Source organism: Bradyrhizobium sp., from assembly GCF_035570375.1.
Lineage (GTDB): Bacteria > Pseudomonadota > Alphaproteobacteria > Rhizobiales > Xanthobacteraceae > Bradyrhizobium.
Window position 1 is genome coordinate 43,591 of record NZ_DATMLW010000123.1, and the last position, 18,539, is coordinate 62,129.

Here is an 18,539-nt window from a genome sequence, read left to right on the forward strand (position 1 = left end):
TCCCTTCCCGTCGCCGCTCATGCCATGATGCTGCGCGGTGCGGCGAATCATGTTGCCGCGATCTCGTTCGGGAACTTCAAATTCCAAGTCGCACTAGAAATTTGCTATTGCTGAAGCTGCTTTGATTCCGAAGTTCGCATCAGGGGCGCCGCGATGACTTGCGAACTTCGGAATCGGAGCTCCAGTACAAAATCGGGAAGCCCATGCGCGTATTTAGTGTTCCAGCATCCGTGCCGTTCTTGCGCGCCGTCATCGCCGCGCTGGTCGATGGCAGGCTGGTCGGGAATTTCGCGGCCCGGGCGCATCCGGAGCGACTGGCGGAAGCCACACTTTATCTGCCGACCCGCCGCGCCGGACGATTGGTGCGCCAAATCTTTCTCGACGAGCTGAACACGCGAGCTGTACTGCTGCCGCGCATCGTCGCGCTCAGCGATATCGACGAGGACGAACTGGCCTTCGCGGAAGAAGCCGATTCGCTGGGTGGAACAGTTTCGCTCGACGTTCCGCCGCAGCTTGGCGAGCTCGAGCGCCGGCTGACGCTGGCGCGGCTGGTGGCGATCTGGGCGAAAAGCCCGGTCTCGGCGCCGCTTGTGGTCGGCGGGCCGGCATCGACGCTGGCGCTGGCAGGCGATCTGGCGCGCCTGATGGATGACATGGTCACAAGGGGGGTCGGGTGGGACGCGCTTGACGCCCTGGTGCCGGATCAGCTCGACAAATACTGGCAATATTCGCTCGAATTCCTGCGGATCGCGCGCCAGGCCTGGCCCGCTTATCTCCAGGAGATTCAAAAAATCGAGCCCGCGGCGCGGCGGGATCTTCTCATCGAAGCCGAAGCCAGACGTCTCTCCGCGCGCCACGCAGGTCCCGTGATCGCGGCGGGTTCGACCGGATCGATGCCGGCCACGGCGAAATTCCTGCATGTTATCGCACAGCTTCCGCAAGGTGCGGTCGTGCTGCCGGGATTGGATACCGATCTCGAAGACGATGCCTGGCAGATCATCGGCGGCGTCCGCGATGCGCAAGGCAGGTTCACGACACCGCCTGCGTCGAACCATCCGCAATACGCAATGCACGCGCTTCTGCAGCGTTTTGCTATCAAACGCAGCGACGTCGAAATCCTCGTCCCGCCTGCACCGCACGGCCGCGATCTCCTCCTCTCCGAGGCGATGCGGCCTTCGAATGCGACCGCGCAATGGCAGCGGCGATTGGCCGAGGGTGAGATCGCCGGGAAGATTGCGATCGGCATGACCAATCTCGCTCTGATCGAAGCGGAGAATACCGAGGGCGAAGCGCTCGCCATCGCGGTCGCAATGCGCGAGGCGCGACATCTCGACAAGTCGGCTTCGCTGGTCACGCCGGATCGCGCCTTGGCACGCCGCGTGGCTGCGGCGCTTCTCCGCTGGAATCTGGCCTTCGACGATTCAGGCGGTGACGCGCTGATGGATACGCCGGCCGGAATTTTCGCGCGGCTTGCCGCTGAAGCGGCAGGAAAACAGCTTGAACCGCCGAATTTGCTCGCGCTCTTGAAGCATCCGCTGTGCCGTTTGGGGGCGGCGACCCGCGCTTTTGCGAGAGCCGCCGAGGTGCTCGAACTGGCGCTCCTGCGCGGCACAAGGCTGCAAGGCGGAACAAACGGGCTTGAGCAAGAGCTGGTCCGCTTTCGCGCCGAGTTGAGGAAATTACGCGACGGCGAGACGTCTTCGCTGCACCGGTCCGAACCGCGGACTCGCCTGACGGACGCGGAGCTCGAGCAGGCAACTCGGCTGATCTTTTGTCTGCGGGATGCGCTGGCGCCGCTCGAAGGTCTCGATCCGGGCAAGCCCCACGATTTTGCGGAACTCGCCAGACGCCATCGCGACGTGTTGATCAAATTGTCGCACGACGACCATGACGTCGCATTTGTGTTCGAGGGTCCGCAAGGCGCTGCGCTCGCATCCGCCTTCGATGACCTGCTCGGCGCGAAATCGCCAAGCGGCCTGACGGTTCAGCTTTCGGACTACGCGGAAGTGTTCCAGACCGCCTTTGCCGACCGCACGGTGCGGCGGCCGGAGGGCGCCAACGTTCAACTGAAGATCTACGGCCCGCTCGAAGCGCGGCTGACGCGGTCGGACCGCGTCATCATCGGCGGCCTGGTCGAAGGTGTCTGGCCGCCTGCCCCGCGGATCGATCCGTGGCTGAGCCGGCCGATGCGGCACGAGCTCGGACTCGATTTGCCGGAGCGGCGCATCGGCCTTTCCGCGCACGACTTCGCGCAATTGCTCGGCGCCGACGAAGTCATCCTGAGCCACGCTGCGAAGGTGGGCGGCGCGCCAGCGGTGGCCTCGCGCTTCCTGCACCGGCTGGAGGCGGTGGCAGGCGCAGATCGCTGGAAAGCCGCGAAGGCTGCAGGGCAAAAATACGTTCAATTCGCGGGTCAGCTCGATGCCCCCGACAAGGTCGTACCCGTCGCGCAGCCCGCGCCGCGGCCTGCACGCGCGGTCCGGCCGTTGCGATTGTCGGTGACAGCGATCGAGGACTGGCTGCGCGATCCCTATACGATCTATGCCAGATATATCCTGCGGCTTGCCCCGCTTGATCAGGTCGACATGCCGCTCTCGGCCGCCGACCGCGGTTCGGCGATTCACGACACGATCGGTGAATTCACTCAGAGCTTTGCTCACGCGCTGCCGGGTGATCCCGCCGGGGTCTTGCGCGGCATCGGAGCGAAATATTTCGCGCCGCTGATGGAACGCCCGGAGGCTCGCGCATTGTGGTGGCCGCGCTTCCTGCGCATCGCGCGATGGTTCTCGGACTGGGAGGTCGCGCGACGCGATCACCTTGCGGCGATCCATGCCGAGATCAGTGGTGAGATTCCGATCTCGCTCGGCAATGAACGTACCTTCGTGCTGTCGGCGCGCGCCGACCGCATCGAACGGCGCCCCGATGGCAGCTTCGCCATCCTCGATTACAAGACCGGCCAGCCTCCGACCGGCAAACAGGTGCGGATGGGATTGTCGCCACAGCTCACGCTGGAAGCCGCGATCCTGCGCGAGGGCGGCTTTGCCGGCATTGCCGCGGGCGCTTCGGTGCGCGAACTCACCTATGTACGCCTTTCCGGCAATAACCCGCCCGGCGAAGAGAAGCGGCTGGAGTTGAAAGTCAAGAATGAAACGGCGCAGCCGCCCGACGACGCGGCGGATTACGCGCGCGCGCAGCTTGAGGCGTTGATCAGGAAATTCGAAGACGAAAACGAGCCCTACACCTCCCTCAATTTGTCGATGTGGTCGAACCGTTACGGCGAATACGATGATCTCGCCCGCATCAAGGAATGGTCGGCGGCGGGTGGCCGGGGGATCGAGGAATGGTGAATGTGCCGCGCCTGATTCCGGATGCGGTTCGCGCCACGCAGGCGCGCGCCTCGGACCCGACGGCTTCCGCTTTTGTTTCGGCCAATGCCGGTTCCGGCAAGACACATGTGCTGGTGCAGCGGGTGATCCGCCTGCTGCTCGAAGACGTGCCGCCGGAAAAAATCCTTTGCGTCACCTTCACCAAGGCGGCGGCAGCCAACATGGCGGAGCGGGTGTTCTCCACACTCGGCCATTGGGTCACGCTCGATGACGATGCGCTTGACAATGCGATCACCGAAGTCGGCATCGAGCGCCCCGGCGCGAGGCTGCGCAGGATTGCCCGCAAATTGTTTGCCTGCGCGCTGGAGACGCCCGGGGGCTTAAAGGTGCAGACCATCCACGCGCTCTGCACCCGGCTTTTGCAGCAATTCCCGTTCGAGGCGAATGTGCCGGCACGCTTTGCCGTACTCGACGAGCGCGACCAGAACGACATGATGGAGCGCGCGAATCTGAGGGTGCTGCTCGATGCCTCGCGCGACCCCCAAAGCGCGACCGGCAAGGCACTGAGTATCGCGATGGCGAGCGCCGCCGACGTCACCTTCAAGGACGTCGTGCGCGAGGCTTGTCTTTCCCGCGATCACTTCATGGCCTTTGCCGACGCGGCGGGAAGTACAGAGGTCGCCGTCGCACAGATGTCGACGGCGCTTGGCGTGGGTCCCACCGACCGCATCGAGGACGTCGAGCGCGACGTTCTCGACGGGCCCTATGTGCCGCGGTCGCGCTGGGAGGAGATCGCGCTCGTCCTCGAGACCGGCAACAAATCCGATGGCGAGCAGGCAGCCCGGCTGCGCGAGGCGCTGGCGCTTACCGGTTCGGCGCAAGTGGACGAATATCTCGGGGTGTTCCTCACCGATGAGCGAATACCGCGCAAAACGGTGCTGACCAGGAAATTCTGCGACGCCAATCCGGCGATTGCGCACCTGTTCGAGCAGGAGTTCCTGCGTCTTTCTTCGCTGATCGAGCGGCGCCGCGCGCTGACGGTCCGTGACCGCAGCCAGGCGCTGTTGCACATCGCAACCGCCGCGTCCGCGCACTATCGACGAGAGAAAGAGGAGCGCGGCCTTCTCGATTATGATGACCTGATCGACAAGACGCTGGAAATGCTCGACCGCGTTTCCTCCGGCTGGGTACACTACAAGCTCGACCGCGGCGTCGACCACGTCCTGATCGATGAGGCGCAGGACACCAGCCCCCGGCAATGGGAGATCATCGCCCACATCGTATCTGAATTCACCTCCGGCGAGGGGGCGCGCGACGGCGTGGTCCGCACGGTCTTTGCGGTCGGCGACGAGAAGCAGTCAATCTTTTCGTTTCAGGGTGCCGCCCCGCGTGAATTCGATGCCCGCCGCCGCGAACTGCATCGGAAATTCACCGATGCCGGACTGAAATTCGACCCGGTCAGCTTCACCTATTCGTTCAGATCAGGCGCGGCCATCTTGCAATCGGTCGACCATGTGTTCCGCGACCAGGACATCTATCGCAGCATTCACGCGGAAACCACCTATCCGCTGCACGAGTCGCTTGCCGATGCCGGGCCGAGCCTGATCGACTTCTGGGAATTGCAGCTGCCGGACGGCAAGCAGGACATCGAGGGCTGGCGAGCGCCGTTCGATGCTATTTCCGTAACCTCGCCCGAGGTGCGCCTTGCCAAACGCATTCAGGCCGAGATCAGGTCGCTGGTGGAGCGCGGAGTCACGACGGGCCGGGCCGGCGATCGCCGCCCGCTTCGTTACGGCGACATGCTGGTGCTGGTGCGGCGGCGCGGCAACGCGTTCGACGCCGTGATTCAGGCGCTCAAGCACGCCAACATTCCCGTCGCCGGCGCCGACCGGCTGAAATTGACCGAGCACATCGCCATCATCGACCTGATGAATCTCGCCGACGCGTTGCTGTTGCCGCAGGATGATCTCGCGCTCGCCGTGGCGCTGAAGAGCCCGTTGTTCGGCCTTGACGACGACGACCTGTTCAAGCTGGCGTGGCAGCGCAGGGCATCGCTGCACGACGCCTTGCGCCTTCACGCCGCAACCGACGAGAAATTCAGAACTGCACTGCAGCGCCTGGAAGCCTGCGCGCAGCGTGCGAGACACGAGACGCCGTTTGCGTTCTATGCCTGGCTGCTTGGCGGCGATGGCGGCAGGAAGCGGATCCTGCGCCGGCTCGGAACCGAGGCCAATGACGCGCTCGATGAATTTCTGGAACTTGCGCTTGGATATGAGCGCAAGGCGCCGGCCTCGCTGCAAGGTTTCATGGCGTGGCTGCGCACCGCCGACCTCGAGGTCAGGCGCGACATGGAGATTTCGCGCGACGAGGTACGCGTGATGACCGTGCACGGCGCCAAGGGACTGGAGGCACCGGTGGTCTTTTTGGCGGACACCGCCTCCTCGCCAACCGACACGCAGCGCTTGAGGCTCATTCATCTGCCGCCCGACAAGGCAACGCCGCATCTGCCGGGCGCGGTGGTGTGGGCCGGCAAGAAGATGGACGATCCGCGTGCCGTGGCAGAGGCCCGTGCCTTGATGCTTCGCGAAACCGAGGACGAATACCGACGCCTGCTTTACGTGGCGATGACACGTGCGGCCGACCGCCTGATCGTCGGCGGCTGCCTGCCCGGCAACATGAACACGGTGCGCAAGGGCTCGTGGTACGATCTGATCGTCAAGGGTCTCGAAAATTCCGGACTTCTGGTTTCCGGAATCGAGACCGCCAGCGGTGCGGCGAAACGCTTCACGAGGCCTGAAGATGCGGCTGCAGAAACAGGAGCCCCCGCCACCAGCAAAGCTGCACCGATCGAGCTGCCGTCATGGCTGCGCGGATCCGCGCCGCCGGAGGCTTCGCTTGATATCCCTTTGCGCCCCTCCGAGCCCGGCGAAGATCAAGGCCGCGGCTTCCGCGCCGGCGAATCCGCCCACGCGCGCGCCGATGCGCTGCGGCGCGGCACGCTGGTGCATCGATTGCTGCAATCCTTGCCCGATCTTGCAAGCGAGCGCCGCCGCGAGGCGGCAGTGAAATATCTCGCGCGCAACGCAGCCGACTGGAATGAAGCCACGCGCCATGCCCTTGCGGAACGATTGTTGGCCCTGATCGGAGATGCGCGATTCGCACCGGTTTTTGCGACCGGCAGCCGCGCCGAGATCTCGATCGTGGGGCGGCTCGAGCGTCCGGGCCGCCTTCCCGTACTGGTTTCCGGGCAGATCGACCGCCTGTCCGTGACCCCTCACGAAGTCCTGATCGTGGATTTCAAGACCAACCAGGCCCCGCCGGCCAGTCCGGAGGATGCACCCTTGGTCTATGTCCGCCAGCTCGCACTCTACCGCGCCGTGCTGCAGAAGCTTTATCCCCAATTGGTGATCCGGGCAGCAATACTATGGACCGAAACCCCGGAATTGGTGGAGATTTCTGCTCCTGCGCTCGACGCCGAACTGGCATCCATCGTCCGGGGGACGGTCGGAGCTTGACCCGGCAAGGCCGCGTTCCTAGGTTGAACGCCATGATCCCGGCGGCGATTCCCTTTTCGCCGCCTCTTTGAACAAGGAAACGAGGTATTCCAATGGCCGTTGGCAAGGTTTCTGACGCCGATTTCGAAGCCGAAGTGCTCAAAGCGCAAGGCCCTGTCGTGGTCGATTTCTGGGCTGAATGGTGCGGTCCATGCCGCATGATCGCGCCAGCACTCGACGAGATTGCCGGCGCCATGGGCGACAAGGTCAAGATCGTGAAGCTGAACGTCGATGAGAGCCCGAAGACGGCGTCAAAATACGGCGTGATGTCGATCCCGACGCTGATGATCTTCAAGGGCGGCGAAATGGCCTCGCGCCAGGTCGGCGCAGCGCCGAAGGCTAAACTGCAGCAGTGGATTACGGCTGCGGTCTGACCGCCTTCTGCAGATTTTTTTTCGAACGGCCGGCCAACAGCCGGCCGTTTTTGCGTTGGTTCGATATGTTCAATGTTCGAAGACGGGTTTGAGCCTTGCGACCTTCGCAACGACAAATCGCGCGCAAAACTTCTCGCCCGCAGCGCCTGGCGGCGATGGAAGCACGCGCGGTCCGGACGATTCCGCAAGGGGCTTGTTGGCAGTATGAGCCGAAATGGGATGGCTTCCGATGCCTGTTGTGGCGCGATCGTGACAAAGTCGATCTACGCTCGAAGTCGGGCGAGGATCTGGCCCGCTATTTTCCCGAACTGGTCGAAGCCGCGCTGCAATTGAAGACGGACGCGTTTGTGCTCGACGGCGAAATCGTCGTGCCGCGCGGCAAGGCGTTTTCATTCGACGATTTGTTGCAGCGGATTCATCCGGCGGCGAGCCGCGTGCGGAAATTATCGCGGGAAACACCGGCGATCTATATCGCCTTCGATCTTCTCTCGACCGCACAAGACAAGACATTGTCGGCGCAGCCGCTAGCGAAGCGGCGACCAGTACTGGAGGCCTTCGCCAGAAAACTGTTCAAATCCAACCCGGCATTTCGGCTTTCGGCGGCGACGACAAGTTACGCGAGGGCGAAACAATGGCTGGCTCAGGCCGGCGGCGGCTGCGATGGCGTGATCGCCAAGCGCCTCGATCTGGCCTATCAAGCCGGCAATCGCGATGGCATGCAGAAGATCAAGAATTTCCGCAGCGCCGACTGCGTGGTCGGCGGCTTCCGTTATGCCACGCACTCCGTGTCCGGAAAAAAGGTCGTCGGCTCGCTGCTGCTTGGCCTCTACGATCGGGGCGGGTTGTTGCACCATGTCGGATTTACCTCGGCCATCAAACGCGAGGAGAAGCTGGCCTTGACAGAGAAACTCGAAGCGCTCGTTGCCAAGCCGGGCTTCACCGGCAACGCGCCGGGTGGCCCGAGCCGATGGTCGACCGAGCGTTCGGCCGAGTGGTGTCCGTTGAAGCCGAAGCGCGTGGTCGAGGTGGCCTACGATCACTTCAGCGGCGACCGCTTCCGCCATGGCACCTCGATCCTGCGCTGGCGGCCGGACAAGTCGCCGAAGCAATGCACGTTCGACCAGTTGAAGCAGAAGGCCGCCGATCCGATGAAACTGCTGGATTGACCGATGCATCGCGCTCTAACGCGGCAGCACGCCATTGAGCGACAACACATGGCCGGCGAGGTAGAGCGAACCCGTGATCAGGATGCGCGGCGGCACTTCGTAGGCGAGCCGCGCCAGCGACCGCAACGCCGCTTCGACGCCGGCGGCATTTTCGACACGCATACCGAGTGCGCGGGCAGCGTCGGCCAGTCTGTCCGGCGGCATCGCATTTTCGCGATCCGGAATCGTCACCGCGACGATGTGCCGCGTCAGCCCGGCGAAGTTGGCAAGAAACGACCCGGCGTCCTTGTTCGCCATCATGCCGACGATGACCACGAGCGGACGCGACACGCGTTCCTCGAGATCGCCGAGTGCGGTCGCCGCGACGCGCCCTCCGTCGGCATTGTGGCCGCCATCGAGCCAGATTTCGCAACCGCCCGGCCCCTGCTCGACCAGCGGGCCCGAGGCCAGGCGTTGCATGCGCGCCGGCCATTCCGCATTGACGATGCCGGCTTCGAACGCGGAAGGCTCGATCCTGAAGCTGGGAAGCGCACGCAGCGTCGCAATTGCAAGACCCGCATTGTCGAACTGATGGCGGCCGAATAGTCTCGGCGCCACGAGATCCATCAGTCCGCGATCGTCCTGATAGACAAGCCGTCCGCGCTCGACATTGACATGCCAGTCCTGCCCCGCTGCATGCAGCGGCGCATGCATGCGGCGGGCGGACTGTTCGATCACGGCGGCCGCCTCCGCCGTCTGTTCGGCGCAGATCACCGGCACATTGGGCTTGATGATGCCGGCCTTCTCGCGCGCGATCTTCGCGAGCTCGTCGCCGAGGAATTCGGTGTGATCCATGCCGATCGGCGAGATCACGCTCGCCAGCGGCGTCTCTATCACGTTGGTGGCATCGAGCCGGCCGCCGAGACCGACTTCAAGCAGCACCGCGTCGGCCGCGTGCTGTGCGAAAAGATGAAATGCCGCCGCAGTCTCGATTTCGAAAATCGTGATCGGCTCTCCGGCATTGACGCGCTCGCAATGCTCCAGCACCCGACGCAATTCATCGTCCTCAACCAGAGTTCCGCCGCCGGCACCGCCGAGCCGATAGCATTCGTTGATCCGCACCAGATAAGGCGACGTGTAGACGTGAACGCGATGGCCCGCCGCTTCCAGGATCGCGCGCAGATAGGCGATGGTCGAACCCTTGCCATTGGTCCCGGCAACATGGACCACCGGCGGCAGCTTGCGTTCGGGGTGGCCGAGACGTTCCACCAGCCGCTGCATGCGCTGCAGACCGAGATCGATCCGCCGAGGATGCATGGCGGAGAGCCGCGCCATCAGATCGCCGAGCGGGCCCGGCCTGGCCGCTGGCGCGTTCACGCTGGCGGCGCGGTCGGCGCGATTTCCGCGGCCGAGACGACAGGCGCCGAAAAGGCGGCTTGCGGCACAGGCCTCGTTGCGGTCTGGATCGCAGGCGACTTGGTCAGCAGGCGACAGAGCCGCGCCAGTGTCGGGCGCAGATCGTGGCGATGCACGACCATGTCGACCATGCCGTGGTCCTTGAGGTATTCGGCGCGCTGGAAGCCATCGGGCAGTTTCTCGCGGATGGTCTGTTCGATCACCCGCGCGCCGGCGAAACCGATCAGCGCACCGGGCTCGGCGATCTGCACGTCGCCCAGCATCGCATAGGAGGCGGTGACGCCGCCGGTGGTCGGATTGGTCAGCACGACGATGTAGGGCAGTTTTGCCTCGCGCAGCATCTGCACGGCGACCGTGGTGCGCGGCATCTGCATCAGCGACAGGATGCCTTCCTGCATGCGGGCACCGCCGGAAGCGGCGAACACGATAAACGGCGATTTCTTTTCGACCGCGAGTTCAAGGCCGCGAACGATGGCTTCGCCGGCGGCCATGCCGAGCGAGCCACCCATGAAATCGAAATCCTGCACCGCGATCACCACGGCCGCGCCTTCGAGCTTGCCGTATCCGATCTTGATGGCGTCGTTGAGCCCGGTCCTGGCGCGCGCGTCCTTGACGCGATCGGCATATCGGCGTTCGTCGCGGAATTTGAGCGGATCGGCAGCGACCTCGGGCAGCGCCACGTCAAACCAGGTCTCGTTGTCGAAGATCGACTTGAGGCGCGCCACCGCACCCATGCGCATGTGATAGTTCGAGCCGGGAATGACGAACTGATTGGCCTCGACGTCCTTGTAGAACACGAGTTGCCCCGAATCCGGGCACTTGATCCACAGATTCTCCGGCGTCTCCCGCCGCAGCATGTTGCGGATCTTCGGCCGGACGACGTTGGTGAGCCAATTCATTTTTCGCTCCGCATCTTTCGCTCCGAACTGCCTGCAAGCAGGAAGCCTTCAAATATATGGCGCTCCGGAACGTCGCCGGCAAGCAGCCGAAGTGGACCTATCCACCCCGCAATTGCGGTTTATTCGGCGACGAGCTTCGCTCCCCGAACACCCATCGCCAGCGAGGCGGCAAGGCCAGCCACAGCGTCGACGGTTTTGGCGCCCGCCTTGCCGTCGGCATCAAGGCTACGCCGCAAGGCTTCGACCAGCGCGCTGCCGACGACGGCGCCGTCGGCATTGGCCGCAATGGCGCGGGCCGCTTCCGGCGTGCGAATGCCGAAGCCGACACAAATGGGGAGTTTGGTGTGCCGCTTGATCCGGGCAACCGCCTGCGCGACCGCGGCCGAATCGGCGCCTGCGCTGCCGGTGATGCCGGTGACGGAAACGTAATAGACAAAGCCGGAGGTGTTGGCGAGCACGGCAGGCAAGCGCCTGTCGTCCGTGGTGGGCGTCGCCAAGCGGATGAAGTTGAGCCCGGCCTTCATCGCGGGCAGGCACAACTCGGAGTCTTCTTCTGGCGGCAGATCCACCACGATGAGACCGTCGACACCGGCGGCTTTCGCATCGACGAGGAATTGGTCGACGCCGTAAATATAGATCGGATTGTAGTAGCCCATCAGCACCAGCGGCGTGGCGTCGTCGCCCTTGCGGAACTCGCGCACCACGGCAAGCGTCTTTTTCAAGGTCATGCCGGCCTTGAGCGCGCGCAGTCCCGCGGCCTGGATCGATGGGCCATCGGCCATCGGATCGGTAAAGGGCATGCCGACCTCGATGAGGTCGCTGCCTGCCCCGGGCAATGCCTTGATGATTTCGAGCGAGGTTATGGGATCGGGATCGCCCGCCATCACAAAGGTAATGAAGGCGGAGCGTCCTTGCTTCTTCAGCTCGGCAAAGCGGGCGTCGATGCGCGTGGTCATTGTGCGGCAAACGCTGTACTGTACCTCTCCCCGGTGGGGAGAGGTCGGATCGCGCTAGCGATCCGGGTGAGGGGGATGGACAAGTTTAGAGCGAGGGCGCGAGCCCTTCGCACTTCGCAGACAAGCGCAGAATCAAGGCTCTGGCAGGCGCTGCGCAATCGCAAGCCGGCACGCTGGAAATTCCGCCGCCAGCACCCGATCGACCGGTATGTCGTCGATTTCGTGACTCTCGACGGAAAACTAGTCGTAGAGGTCGACGGTGTAACGCATTCGACCCCGCTAGAAGTCCGGCGCGACAAAGCCAGATCAGACGCCCTCGAGGCCTGCGGTTTTCTCGTCGTTCGGGTCTCGAATGTGGACGTGTACGACAATCTCGAAGGAGTTCTCGAAATGATCGAAGGCCATCTTCGATTCGATTGATCGACAAGCCCCCTCACCCGGCTGCTACGCAGCCGACCTCTCCCCAACGGGGAGAGGTAAAAGAAACCCGTTTCAAGCGTGGTCACTTCGTCTTCCCCCGCAAGATTTCCGCCACTTGCGGAATATCCTTGTCGCCGCGGCCGGAGAGGTTGACGACCATCAGATGATCCTTGGGGCGCTGCGGCGCGAGCTCCATCACCTTGGCGATGGCGTGCGCTGGTTCGAGCGCCGGAATGATCCCTTCGAGCCGCGACAGCAATTGAAACGCGGCGAGCGCCTCGTCGTCGGTGGCCGAAAGATATTTCACCCGACCGGTTTCGTGCAGCCAGGAATGCTCGGGCCCGATGCCGGGATAATCGAGCCCTGCCGAGATCGAATGCGCGTCCTGGATTTGGCCGTCGTCGTCCATCAGCAGGTAGGTGCGGTTACCGTGCAGCACACCGGGCCGCCCGCCGGCGATCGAAGCGGCGTGCAGCTGCGTCAGTCCATGGCCGGCGGCCTCGACGCCAAAAATCTCGACCGACGGATCGTCGAGGAAGGGGTGAAACAGCCCCATCGCGTTCGAGCCGCCGCCGATGCAGGCAATCAGCGAGTCCGGCAGGCGGCCTTCGGCCTCCTGCAGCTGCGCGCGGGTCTCGTTGCCGATCACCGACTGGAAATCGCGCACCATCATCGGATAGGGATGCGGGCCCGCCACCGTGCCGATGCAGTAGAACGTGGTGTGCACATTGGTGACCCAGTCGCGCAGTGCCTCGTTCATCGCGTCCTTGAGCGTGCGCGTGCCTGACTGAACCGGCACCACCTTCGCGCCCAGCATTTCCATGCGGACGACATTGGGCTGCTGCCGCTCGACGTCGACGGCTCCCATATAGACGACGCAATCGAGCCCGAACCGCGCGCACAGGGTAGCCGTGGCAACGCCGTGCTGGCCGGCGCCGGTCTCCGCGATGATGCGCTTTTTGCCCATGCGGCGCGCCATCAGGATCTGGCCGAGCACGTTGTTGACCTTGTGCGAGCCGGTGTGGTTGAGCTCCTCGCGCTTGAAATAGATTTTGGCGCCGCCAAGATGCCCGGTCAGGCGCTCGGCGAAATACAGCGCCGACGGCCGACCGACATAATGCTTGAGATGGCCGTTCCTCTCTGCCTGGAACGCCGGATCAGCCTTGGCCTCGGCGTAGGCCTTCTCCAGATCGAGGATCAGCGGCATCAGGGTTTCTGCGACAAAGCGGCCGCCGAAAACGCCGAAATGCCCGCGCTCGTCGGGACCGCTTCGGTAGGAATTGGGTAGTGCTCGAGTCATTTTCACCTTTCGTCATGGCCGGGCATAGCCGTCCGAAGGACGGCGTCGCTTCGCTCGCCTATGCCGGCCATCCACGCCTTACTTACTTTGAATTTCAACAGACGTGGATGCCCGGGACGAGCCCGGGCATGACGGTGCTGAGCGAACTGCCATCATCGACCACCCTGAGCGGCCATCGTAGCCTCGTGCGCGATCCTGCGCGCCGCCTTGATAAAGGCGCGGATCATCTCGGGGTCCTTGTGACCCGGCGCACGCTCCACACCGGAGGAAACATCGACGCCACCGGCACGCGTCACGCGAACCGCTTCAGTGACATTGCCGGCGTGCAGCCCACCCGAGACCATGTAGGGTATCGCAAGCTCCAGATTTTCGAGAATGTGCCAATCGAACACCGCGCCCAGACCGCCCGGACGGGTGGCCTCCCTGGGCGCGCGGGCATCGAACAGGATGCGATCGGCGACGCCAGCATATTCCGACAGGCTTGCGAGGTCGGAAACGGTCTCGACCGCGATCGCCTTCATCACGGGCAGGGAAAATTTTTGCCTGACGTCGCCGATGCGCGCCACGCTCTCATGGCCGTGAAGCTGCAGGATGTCGGGCTGCAAGGCTTCGACGATATCGGCAAGCGTGGCATCGTCCGCGTCGACCGTGAGCGCGACCTTTTCGGCGCGGCCTTTGACGAGCTTGCCGAGGTCGCGCGCGGTTTCAAGGGCGAGATGGCGCGGCGACGGCGTGAAAAACACGAACCCCACCATATCGGCGCCGGCGTCCAGCGCGACGCTGAGCGTCTCGCGCGTGGACAGGCCGCAAATTTTGACGATCAGGGACATCTCTTCTTGCATCATCTGAGAAACCGCGACTAATGCTCCGATTCCGAAGTTCGTGAGCATATGCGGCGCACTCTTATGCGAACTTCGGAATCAAAGGAAAAACGCCTCTGGTTTGAGGCATGATCTGTTTGGAAAACCGGTTTCCACTTTTCCGGATCATGCCTTGCGCCTGGCCGCGGGTTCTACAACGTCGCGCCCTGCTTGTCTCGCCCGCCTGCGCCATAACCGCCCTGCGGCGGGACGCCGAGCGGCCGGGAATCCAGCCGATGGACCGCACCGGCGCCGGCACGCAGATCGGCCAGCTGGGCCCGCGCGGCTTGCGCGTCGGCCTCGTGCTGGCGAGCGGCGCGACGCCAGTGGCGCTGCCGGAACCAGGTCGCCGCACCGCCGGCCACGACTCCGAGCATTGCCACCGCGATGATGACCACGAACAGCGGCAGGGTGAACCCGAGCGAGGGATCCTTCGAATTGAACGGATCAAACGAAACCGTCACCAGATGCCGGTTGGCAATTGCAAAGGCGATGAAAATCAGGCCCAGCGGAATCAAGATCACCGCGTTGAGGAATTTTCGCATGACCCTCTCTCGCCTCGAAAAGAGAACGGATCAGCTCTAGTGCGCCGAATTCGAAGTTCCTATCGATGTCTCTGCACCACTCTCATAGGAACTTCAAATTCAAAGCCGCACCAGAAACCAATAATTGCCAGAGCTGCCTTGATTCCGAAGTTCGCCTCAGAGGTCGCCGCGATAGGTTGCGAACTTCGGAATCGGAGCTCTAGGTGCCGGCGTCCGGTCCCCCGCTGTCGCGGTTCAGCCGTTCGCGCATTTCCTTGCCGGTCTTGAAGAACGGCACGCTCTTCTGATCCACCGGCACGTGCGCACCGGTGCGCGGATTGCGGCCGGCCCGCGCCGGGCGATGCTTCACCGAGAAAGCGCCAAAACCGCGCAGTTCGACCCGATCGCCCCGCGCCAGGGCCGCGACGATTTCGTCGAGGATCGCGTTAACGATATTCTCGACATCCCGCTGGTAGAGGTGCGGGTTATGTTCGGCGATACGCTGAACGAGTTCGGATTTGATCATCGAGACTTGGGATCCGTGAAGGTACGGACACGCATTTCCGTGAAAATACCCTGAACTGTCAAGACGCTAAATGAAATTCGGTACCAGCGAAAATGCGTGACAAACCCCCCTTTTGGGTGTTGCGACCACCTCACGACCGGCCGGCGGCCACTCCAAAACCGTCATTTGGCGCTTCAATTGGCCGCTACCGGATGCCACAGCGCCAGCATGCCGTCGAGACCGAAACGATCCACCGCCTGGGCCATGCCGGACTGCTCGATTTGCCGGGCGATCGCGCTCAGGCCGAGCGCGTCCAGCGTGACCGCAGCCGCCGATCGCAGGAAAGTCAGATCGCCGAAACGCGGCGAGAGCTTGTAGTCGCGCACCGGTAAATCCGCCTTGACGCCCTTCTGCGATACCAGCCAGGCAATCGCGATTTTTTCGTCGCCGAGCTGGTCAACCAGCTTGAGCTCGATTCCCTGACGGCCGGTGAACACGCGCCCATCGGCGACCTTTTCGAGCTGCGCGTCGTCCATGCCGCGGCGCTCTTTCACGAGTCCACGGAACCAGGCGTAGGAATCCTTGACCAGCGATTCGAGCGCGGCGCGCGCTTCCGGACTGGTCGGCTCGTAACCATTCGGCGCGGCCTTCAGCGGCGACGACTTCACTTCCTCCACCTTGACGCCGACGGTCTTCATCAATTCGGCAAAATTCGGAATCTGGAACAGCACGCCGATGGAGCCGACAAGCGAACTCTGTTTGGCGACGATGTGGTCGGCCGCAATGGCGGTGATGTAACCGCCGGATGCCGCCAGGCCTTCGACCACCACAACGAGCGGCTTTTTCGCCTTCAACCGCGACAGCGCGTCATAAAGCTGCTCGGAGCCCGCCGTGGTGCCGCCGGGAGAATTGATGTGAACGACCACCGCCGCCGCCTGCGAATTTTCCAGCCGCTCGAGCGCTTCAACCCGGTTCTGATCGCTGCGGATCAGGCCTTCGATATTGACCCGGGCGATCGAGCCCGCCGTCGTCAAGGTGCCGCGGCCGCCCGGCGTTGCGACCAGGCCGACGATGACGATCGCTCCGATCGCAATCAGGGCGGCCATCACGCGCCAGAACGTCAGCTTGCGCCGTATCCTGCGGCGATCGACGATGACATCTGAATCGAGCGACATCGAGAACTCTCCCGGAAATGGTCGTAACAGGCGCGCACGCTGTTTCGCGGCATGCCCCCTAAAATCCCGTATTCTAATTACATCAATTGCGGCCCAAGATGAAGAAAGCAAGGCCCGCCCTCTTCTTCCTTCTCCCCTTGTGGGAGAAGGTGGAGCGGACGAAGTCCGCGGCGGATGAGGGGTTTTTCTCCGCGCATAAAGACCCCTCACCCGCCTCGCTTTGCTCGGCACCCTCTCCCGCAAGGGGAGAGGGAAAAAAGGCCCCGGTCGAAGCCGGGGCCGGTCTGTTTCGGCCAGCAAAGGCCGGAAAGCGTTACTTGTCGGTGCGCTGCTTGAGCGCGGTGCCAAGAATGTCGCCCAGCGTCGCCCCCGAATCGGAGGAACCATACTGCGCAATGGCTTCCTTTTCCTCAGCGACCTCCAGTGCCTTGATCGAGACCTGCACCTTGCGGGCCTTCTTGTCGAACTGGATCACCCGCGCATCGACCTTTTCGCCAACCGCGAAGCGGTCGGCGCGCTGATCGTTGCGGTCGCGGGCGAGTTCGGACCGCTTGATGAAGGTGTTGAAGTCGGTGCCGACGATCTTCACCTCGATGCCGCTGTCCTTGACCTCGAGCACTTCGCAGGTCACGACCGCGCCCTTCTTGACGTCGCCCGGCTCGGCGAAGGGATCGCCTTCAAGCTGCTTGATGCCGAGCGAGATGCGCTCCTTCTCTACATCGACGTCGAGCACCACGGCCTTGACCATGTCGCCCTTCTTGAAGTTGTCGATCACCTGCTCGCCTGGAAGCTTCCAGTCGAGGTCGGAAAGATGGACCATGCCGTCGACGTCGCCTTCGAGCCCGAGAAAAAGGCCGAATTCGGTCTTGTTCTTGACCTCGCCTTCGACCGTGGAGCCGACCGGGAATTTCTCGACAAACACTTCCCAGGGATTGCGCATGGTCTGCTTGAGACCGAGCGAAATCCGCCGCTTGACGGAATCGACCTCGAGCACCTGCACTTCGACTTCCTGCGAGGTCGAAACGATCTTGCCGGGATGCATGTTCTTCTTGGTCCACGACATTTCCGAGACATGGATCAGGCCTTCGATGCCCGGCTCGAGCTCGACGAAGGCGCCATAGTCGGTGATGTTGGTGACGCGGCCGGTGAAGCGGGATCCGAGAGGATATTTCGCTTCGATCCCCTGCCACGGATCGTCCAGGAGCTGCTTCATGCCGAGCGAGATGCGGTGGGTCTCGTGATTGATCTTGATGATCTTGACCTTCACCGTCTGGCCGATGGTGAGAACCTCGGTCGGGTGATTGACGCGCCGCCAGGCGATATCGGTGACATGCAACAGGCCGTCGATGCCACCGAGGTCGACGAACGCACCGTAATCGGTGATGTTCTTGACGACACCGTCGATCACCTGACCCTCTTCCAGATTCTGCACCAGCTCCTGGCGCTGCTCGGCACGGGTCTCTTCCAGCACCGTGCGGCGCGACACCACGATGTTGCCGCGGCGACGATCCATCTTGAGGATCTGGAACGGCTGGGAATTGTTCATCAGCGGCGCGACGTCGCGGATGGGGCGAATATCGACCTGCGAGCGCGGCAGGAAGGCGACTGCGCCGTCGAGATCGACGGTGAACCCGCCCTTGACCTGGTTGAAGATGACGCCGTGCACCTTCTCATTGTTGTTGAAGGCCTTCTCGAGCTTGCCCCAGCTTTCCTCGCGCCGCGCCTTGTCGCGTGACAGCACCGCTTCGCCGAGCGCGTTTTCGATCCGGTCCAGAAACACCTCGACCTCATCGCCGACCTTGAGATCGCTTTCGCGGCCGGGCCCGGCGAATTCGCGCAGCGCCACGCGGCCTTCTGTCTTCAGGCCGACGTCAATGACGGCCATGTCCTTCTCGATCGCAACAACCTTGCCCTTGATGACGGAACTTTCCTGCAAATTGCCGCCGGCGAAGGACTCATTAAGCATGGCGGCGAAATCTTCACGGGTAGGATTATAGGTACTAGCAGTCGAAGCCATTTGTTCTCCAAATGCGGTGTCTTGCCGGCCGTCGGGGTTAAAGGGCGCATCGGACGCGAAGGGTTAGA

13 protein-coding genes and 1 pseudogene are annotated in these 18,539 nt (G+C 63.2%); 5 read left to right on the forward strand and 9 right to left on the reverse strand.

Translation table 11 applies throughout. The features are described 5' to 3' along the window. Nucleotides 1-203 precede the first annotated feature (203 nt). The 4 genes and pseudogenes from addB (at nt 204) to VNX23_RS12700 (ending at nt 8,420) form a co-directional block, all read left to right on the forward strand. Nucleotides 204-3,347: a double-strand break repair protein AddB gene (addB, locus tag VNX23_RS12685; protein ID WP_325630492.1), complete on the forward strand. Its 3,144-nt coding sequence runs from the start codon at nt 204-206 to the stop codon at nt 3,345-3,347. After that, nucleotides 3,341-6,863 (forward strand): annotated as a pseudogene (gene addA / locus VNX23_RS12690) (double-strand break repair helicase AddA). Before addB ends, addA begins: the two are co-directional and overlap by 7 nt. Before the next feature lie 70 nt (nt 6,864-6,933). Next, a complete protein-coding gene (gene trxA / locus VNX23_RS12695; RefSeq protein ID WP_325630494.1) occupies nt 6,934-7,254 on the forward strand; it encodes a thioredoxin in 321 nt (106 codons plus the stop codon). Nucleotides 7,255-7,409: 155 nt separating this feature from the next. Next, the gene (locus VNX23_RS12700) at nt 7,410-8,420 is read left to right on the forward strand and encodes an ATP-dependent DNA ligase (protein WP_325630496.1); all 1,011 of its coding nucleotides are present in this window, start codon (nt 7,410-7,412) and stop codon (nt 8,418-8,420) included. A gap of 15 nt (nt 8,421-8,435) precedes the next feature. Here VNX23_RS12700 and VNX23_RS12705 read toward each other — a convergent pair whose 3' ends face one another. From VNX23_RS12705 to trpA, 3 genes are all read right to left on the reverse strand, one after another. Continuing rightward, nucleotides 8,436-9,716, reverse strand: a complete 1,281-nt coding sequence (locus VNX23_RS12705) for a bifunctional folylpolyglutamate synthase/dihydrofolate synthase (protein WP_414642986.1) — start codon at nt 9,714-9,716, stop codon at nt 8,436-8,438. Between the two features lie 56 nt (nt 9,717-9,772). Beyond that, a complete protein-coding gene (gene accD, locus VNX23_RS12710; RefSeq protein WP_325630497.1) occupies nt 9,773-10,714 on the reverse strand; it encodes an acetyl-CoA carboxylase, carboxyltransferase subunit beta in 942 nt (313 codons plus the stop codon). Nucleotides 10,715-10,833: 119 nt separating this feature from the next. After that, nucleotides 10,834-11,670, reverse strand: a complete 837-nt coding sequence (gene trpA / locus VNX23_RS12715; protein ID WP_325630499.1) for a tryptophan synthase subunit alpha — start codon at nt 11,668-11,670, stop codon at nt 10,834-10,836. Between the two features lie 75 nt (nt 11,671-11,745). Here trpA and VNX23_RS12720 point away from each other — a divergent pair, with 75 nt between their 5' ends. Continuing rightward, the gene (locus VNX23_RS12720) at nt 11,746-12,090 is read left to right on the forward strand and encodes an endonuclease domain-containing protein (RefSeq protein ID WP_325630501.1); all 345 of its coding nucleotides are present in this window, start codon (nt 11,746-11,748) and stop codon (nt 12,088-12,090) included. Nucleotides 12,091-12,172: 82 nt separating this feature from the next. On the opposite strand, the gene trpB is transcribed toward VNX23_RS12720, so the two are convergent. The 6 genes from trpB to rpsA form a co-directional block, all read right to left on the reverse strand. Beyond that, nucleotides 12,173-13,390 (reverse strand): tryptophan synthase subunit beta, encoded by a 1,218-nt coding sequence (gene trpB / locus VNX23_RS12725; RefSeq protein WP_325630502.1) that lies wholly within the window; start codon nt 13,388-13,390, stop codon nt 12,173-12,175. 152 nt (nt 13,391-13,542) lie between these two features. Beyond that, nucleotides 13,543-14,220 (reverse strand): phosphoribosylanthranilate isomerase, encoded by a 678-nt coding sequence (locus VNX23_RS12730; protein ID WP_325630504.1) that lies wholly within the window; start codon nt 14,218-14,220, stop codon nt 13,543-13,545. A 182-nt stretch (nt 14,221-14,402) separates the two neighbouring features. Further along, nucleotides 14,403-14,795 (reverse strand): LapA family protein, encoded by a 393-nt coding sequence (locus VNX23_RS12735; RefSeq protein ID WP_325630506.1) that lies wholly within the window; start codon nt 14,793-14,795, stop codon nt 14,403-14,405. Between the two features lie 199 nt (nt 14,796-14,994). Further along, a complete protein-coding gene (locus VNX23_RS12740; protein WP_325630508.1) occupies nt 14,995-15,300 on the reverse strand; it encodes an integration host factor subunit beta in 306 nt (101 codons plus the stop codon). A 173-nt stretch (nt 15,301-15,473) separates the two neighbouring features. Further along, nucleotides 15,474-16,454, reverse strand: a complete 981-nt coding sequence (gene sppA / locus VNX23_RS12745) for a signal peptide peptidase SppA (protein ID WP_325630509.1) — start codon at nt 16,452-16,454, stop codon at nt 15,474-15,476. Between the two features lie 313 nt (nt 16,455-16,767). Beyond that, complete coding sequence (rpsA, locus tag VNX23_RS12750; RefSeq protein ID WP_325630511.1) at nt 16,768-18,471, reverse strand: 30S ribosomal protein S1; 1,704 nt, start codon at nt 18,469-18,471, stop codon at nt 16,768-16,770. Nucleotides 18,472-18,539: the final 68 nt, after the last annotated feature.

Excerpts from the sequence above, each read along its gene's own strand:
- addB (WP_325630492.1), top strand. The coding sequence starts at position 204 with ATGCGCGTATTTAGTGTTCCAGCATCCGTGCCGTTCTTGCGCGCCGTC.
- trxA (WP_325630494.1), top strand. The coding sequence starts at position 6,934 with ATGGCCGTTGGCAAGGTTTCTGACGCCGATTTCGAAGCCGAAGTGCTC.
- VNX23_RS12700 (WP_325630496.1), top strand. The coding sequence starts at position 7,410 with ATGGAAGCACGCGCGGTCCGGACGATTCCGCAAGGGGCTTGTTGGCAG.
- VNX23_RS12705 (WP_414642986.1), bottom strand. The coding sequence starts at position 9,716 with ATGCATCCTCGGCGGATCGATCTCGGTCTGCAGCGCATGCAGCGGCTG.
- accD (WP_325630497.1), bottom strand. The coding sequence starts at position 10,714 with ATGAATTGGCTCACCAACGTCGTCCGGCCGAAGATCCGCAACATGCTG.
- trpA (WP_325630499.1), bottom strand. The coding sequence starts at position 11,670 with ATGACCACGCGCATCGACGCCCGCTTTGCCGAGCTGAAGAAGCAAGGA.
- VNX23_RS12720 (WP_325630501.1), top strand. The coding sequence starts at position 11,746 with ATGGACAAGTTTAGAGCGAGGGCGCGAGCCCTTCGCACTTCGCAGACA.
- trpB (WP_325630502.1), bottom strand. The coding sequence starts at position 13,390 with ATGACTCGAGCACTACCCAATTCCTACCGAAGCGGTCCCGACGAGCGC.
- VNX23_RS12730 (WP_325630504.1), bottom strand. The coding sequence starts at position 14,220 with ATGTCCCTGATCGTCAAAATTTGCGGCCTGTCCACGCGCGAGACGCTC.
- VNX23_RS12735 (WP_325630506.1), bottom strand. The coding sequence starts at position 14,795 with ATGCGAAAATTCCTCAACGCGGTGATCTTGATTCCGCTGGGCCTGATT.
- VNX23_RS12740 (WP_325630508.1), bottom strand. The coding sequence starts at position 15,300 with ATGATCAAATCCGAACTCGTTCAGCGTATCGCCGAACATAACCCGCAC.
- sppA (WP_325630509.1), bottom strand. The coding sequence starts at position 16,454 with ATGTCGCTCGATTCAGATGTCATCGTCGATCGCCGCAGGATACGGCGC.
- rpsA (WP_325630511.1), bottom strand. The coding sequence starts at position 18,471 with ATGGCTTCGACTGCTAGTACCTATAATCCTACCCGTGAAGATTTCGCC.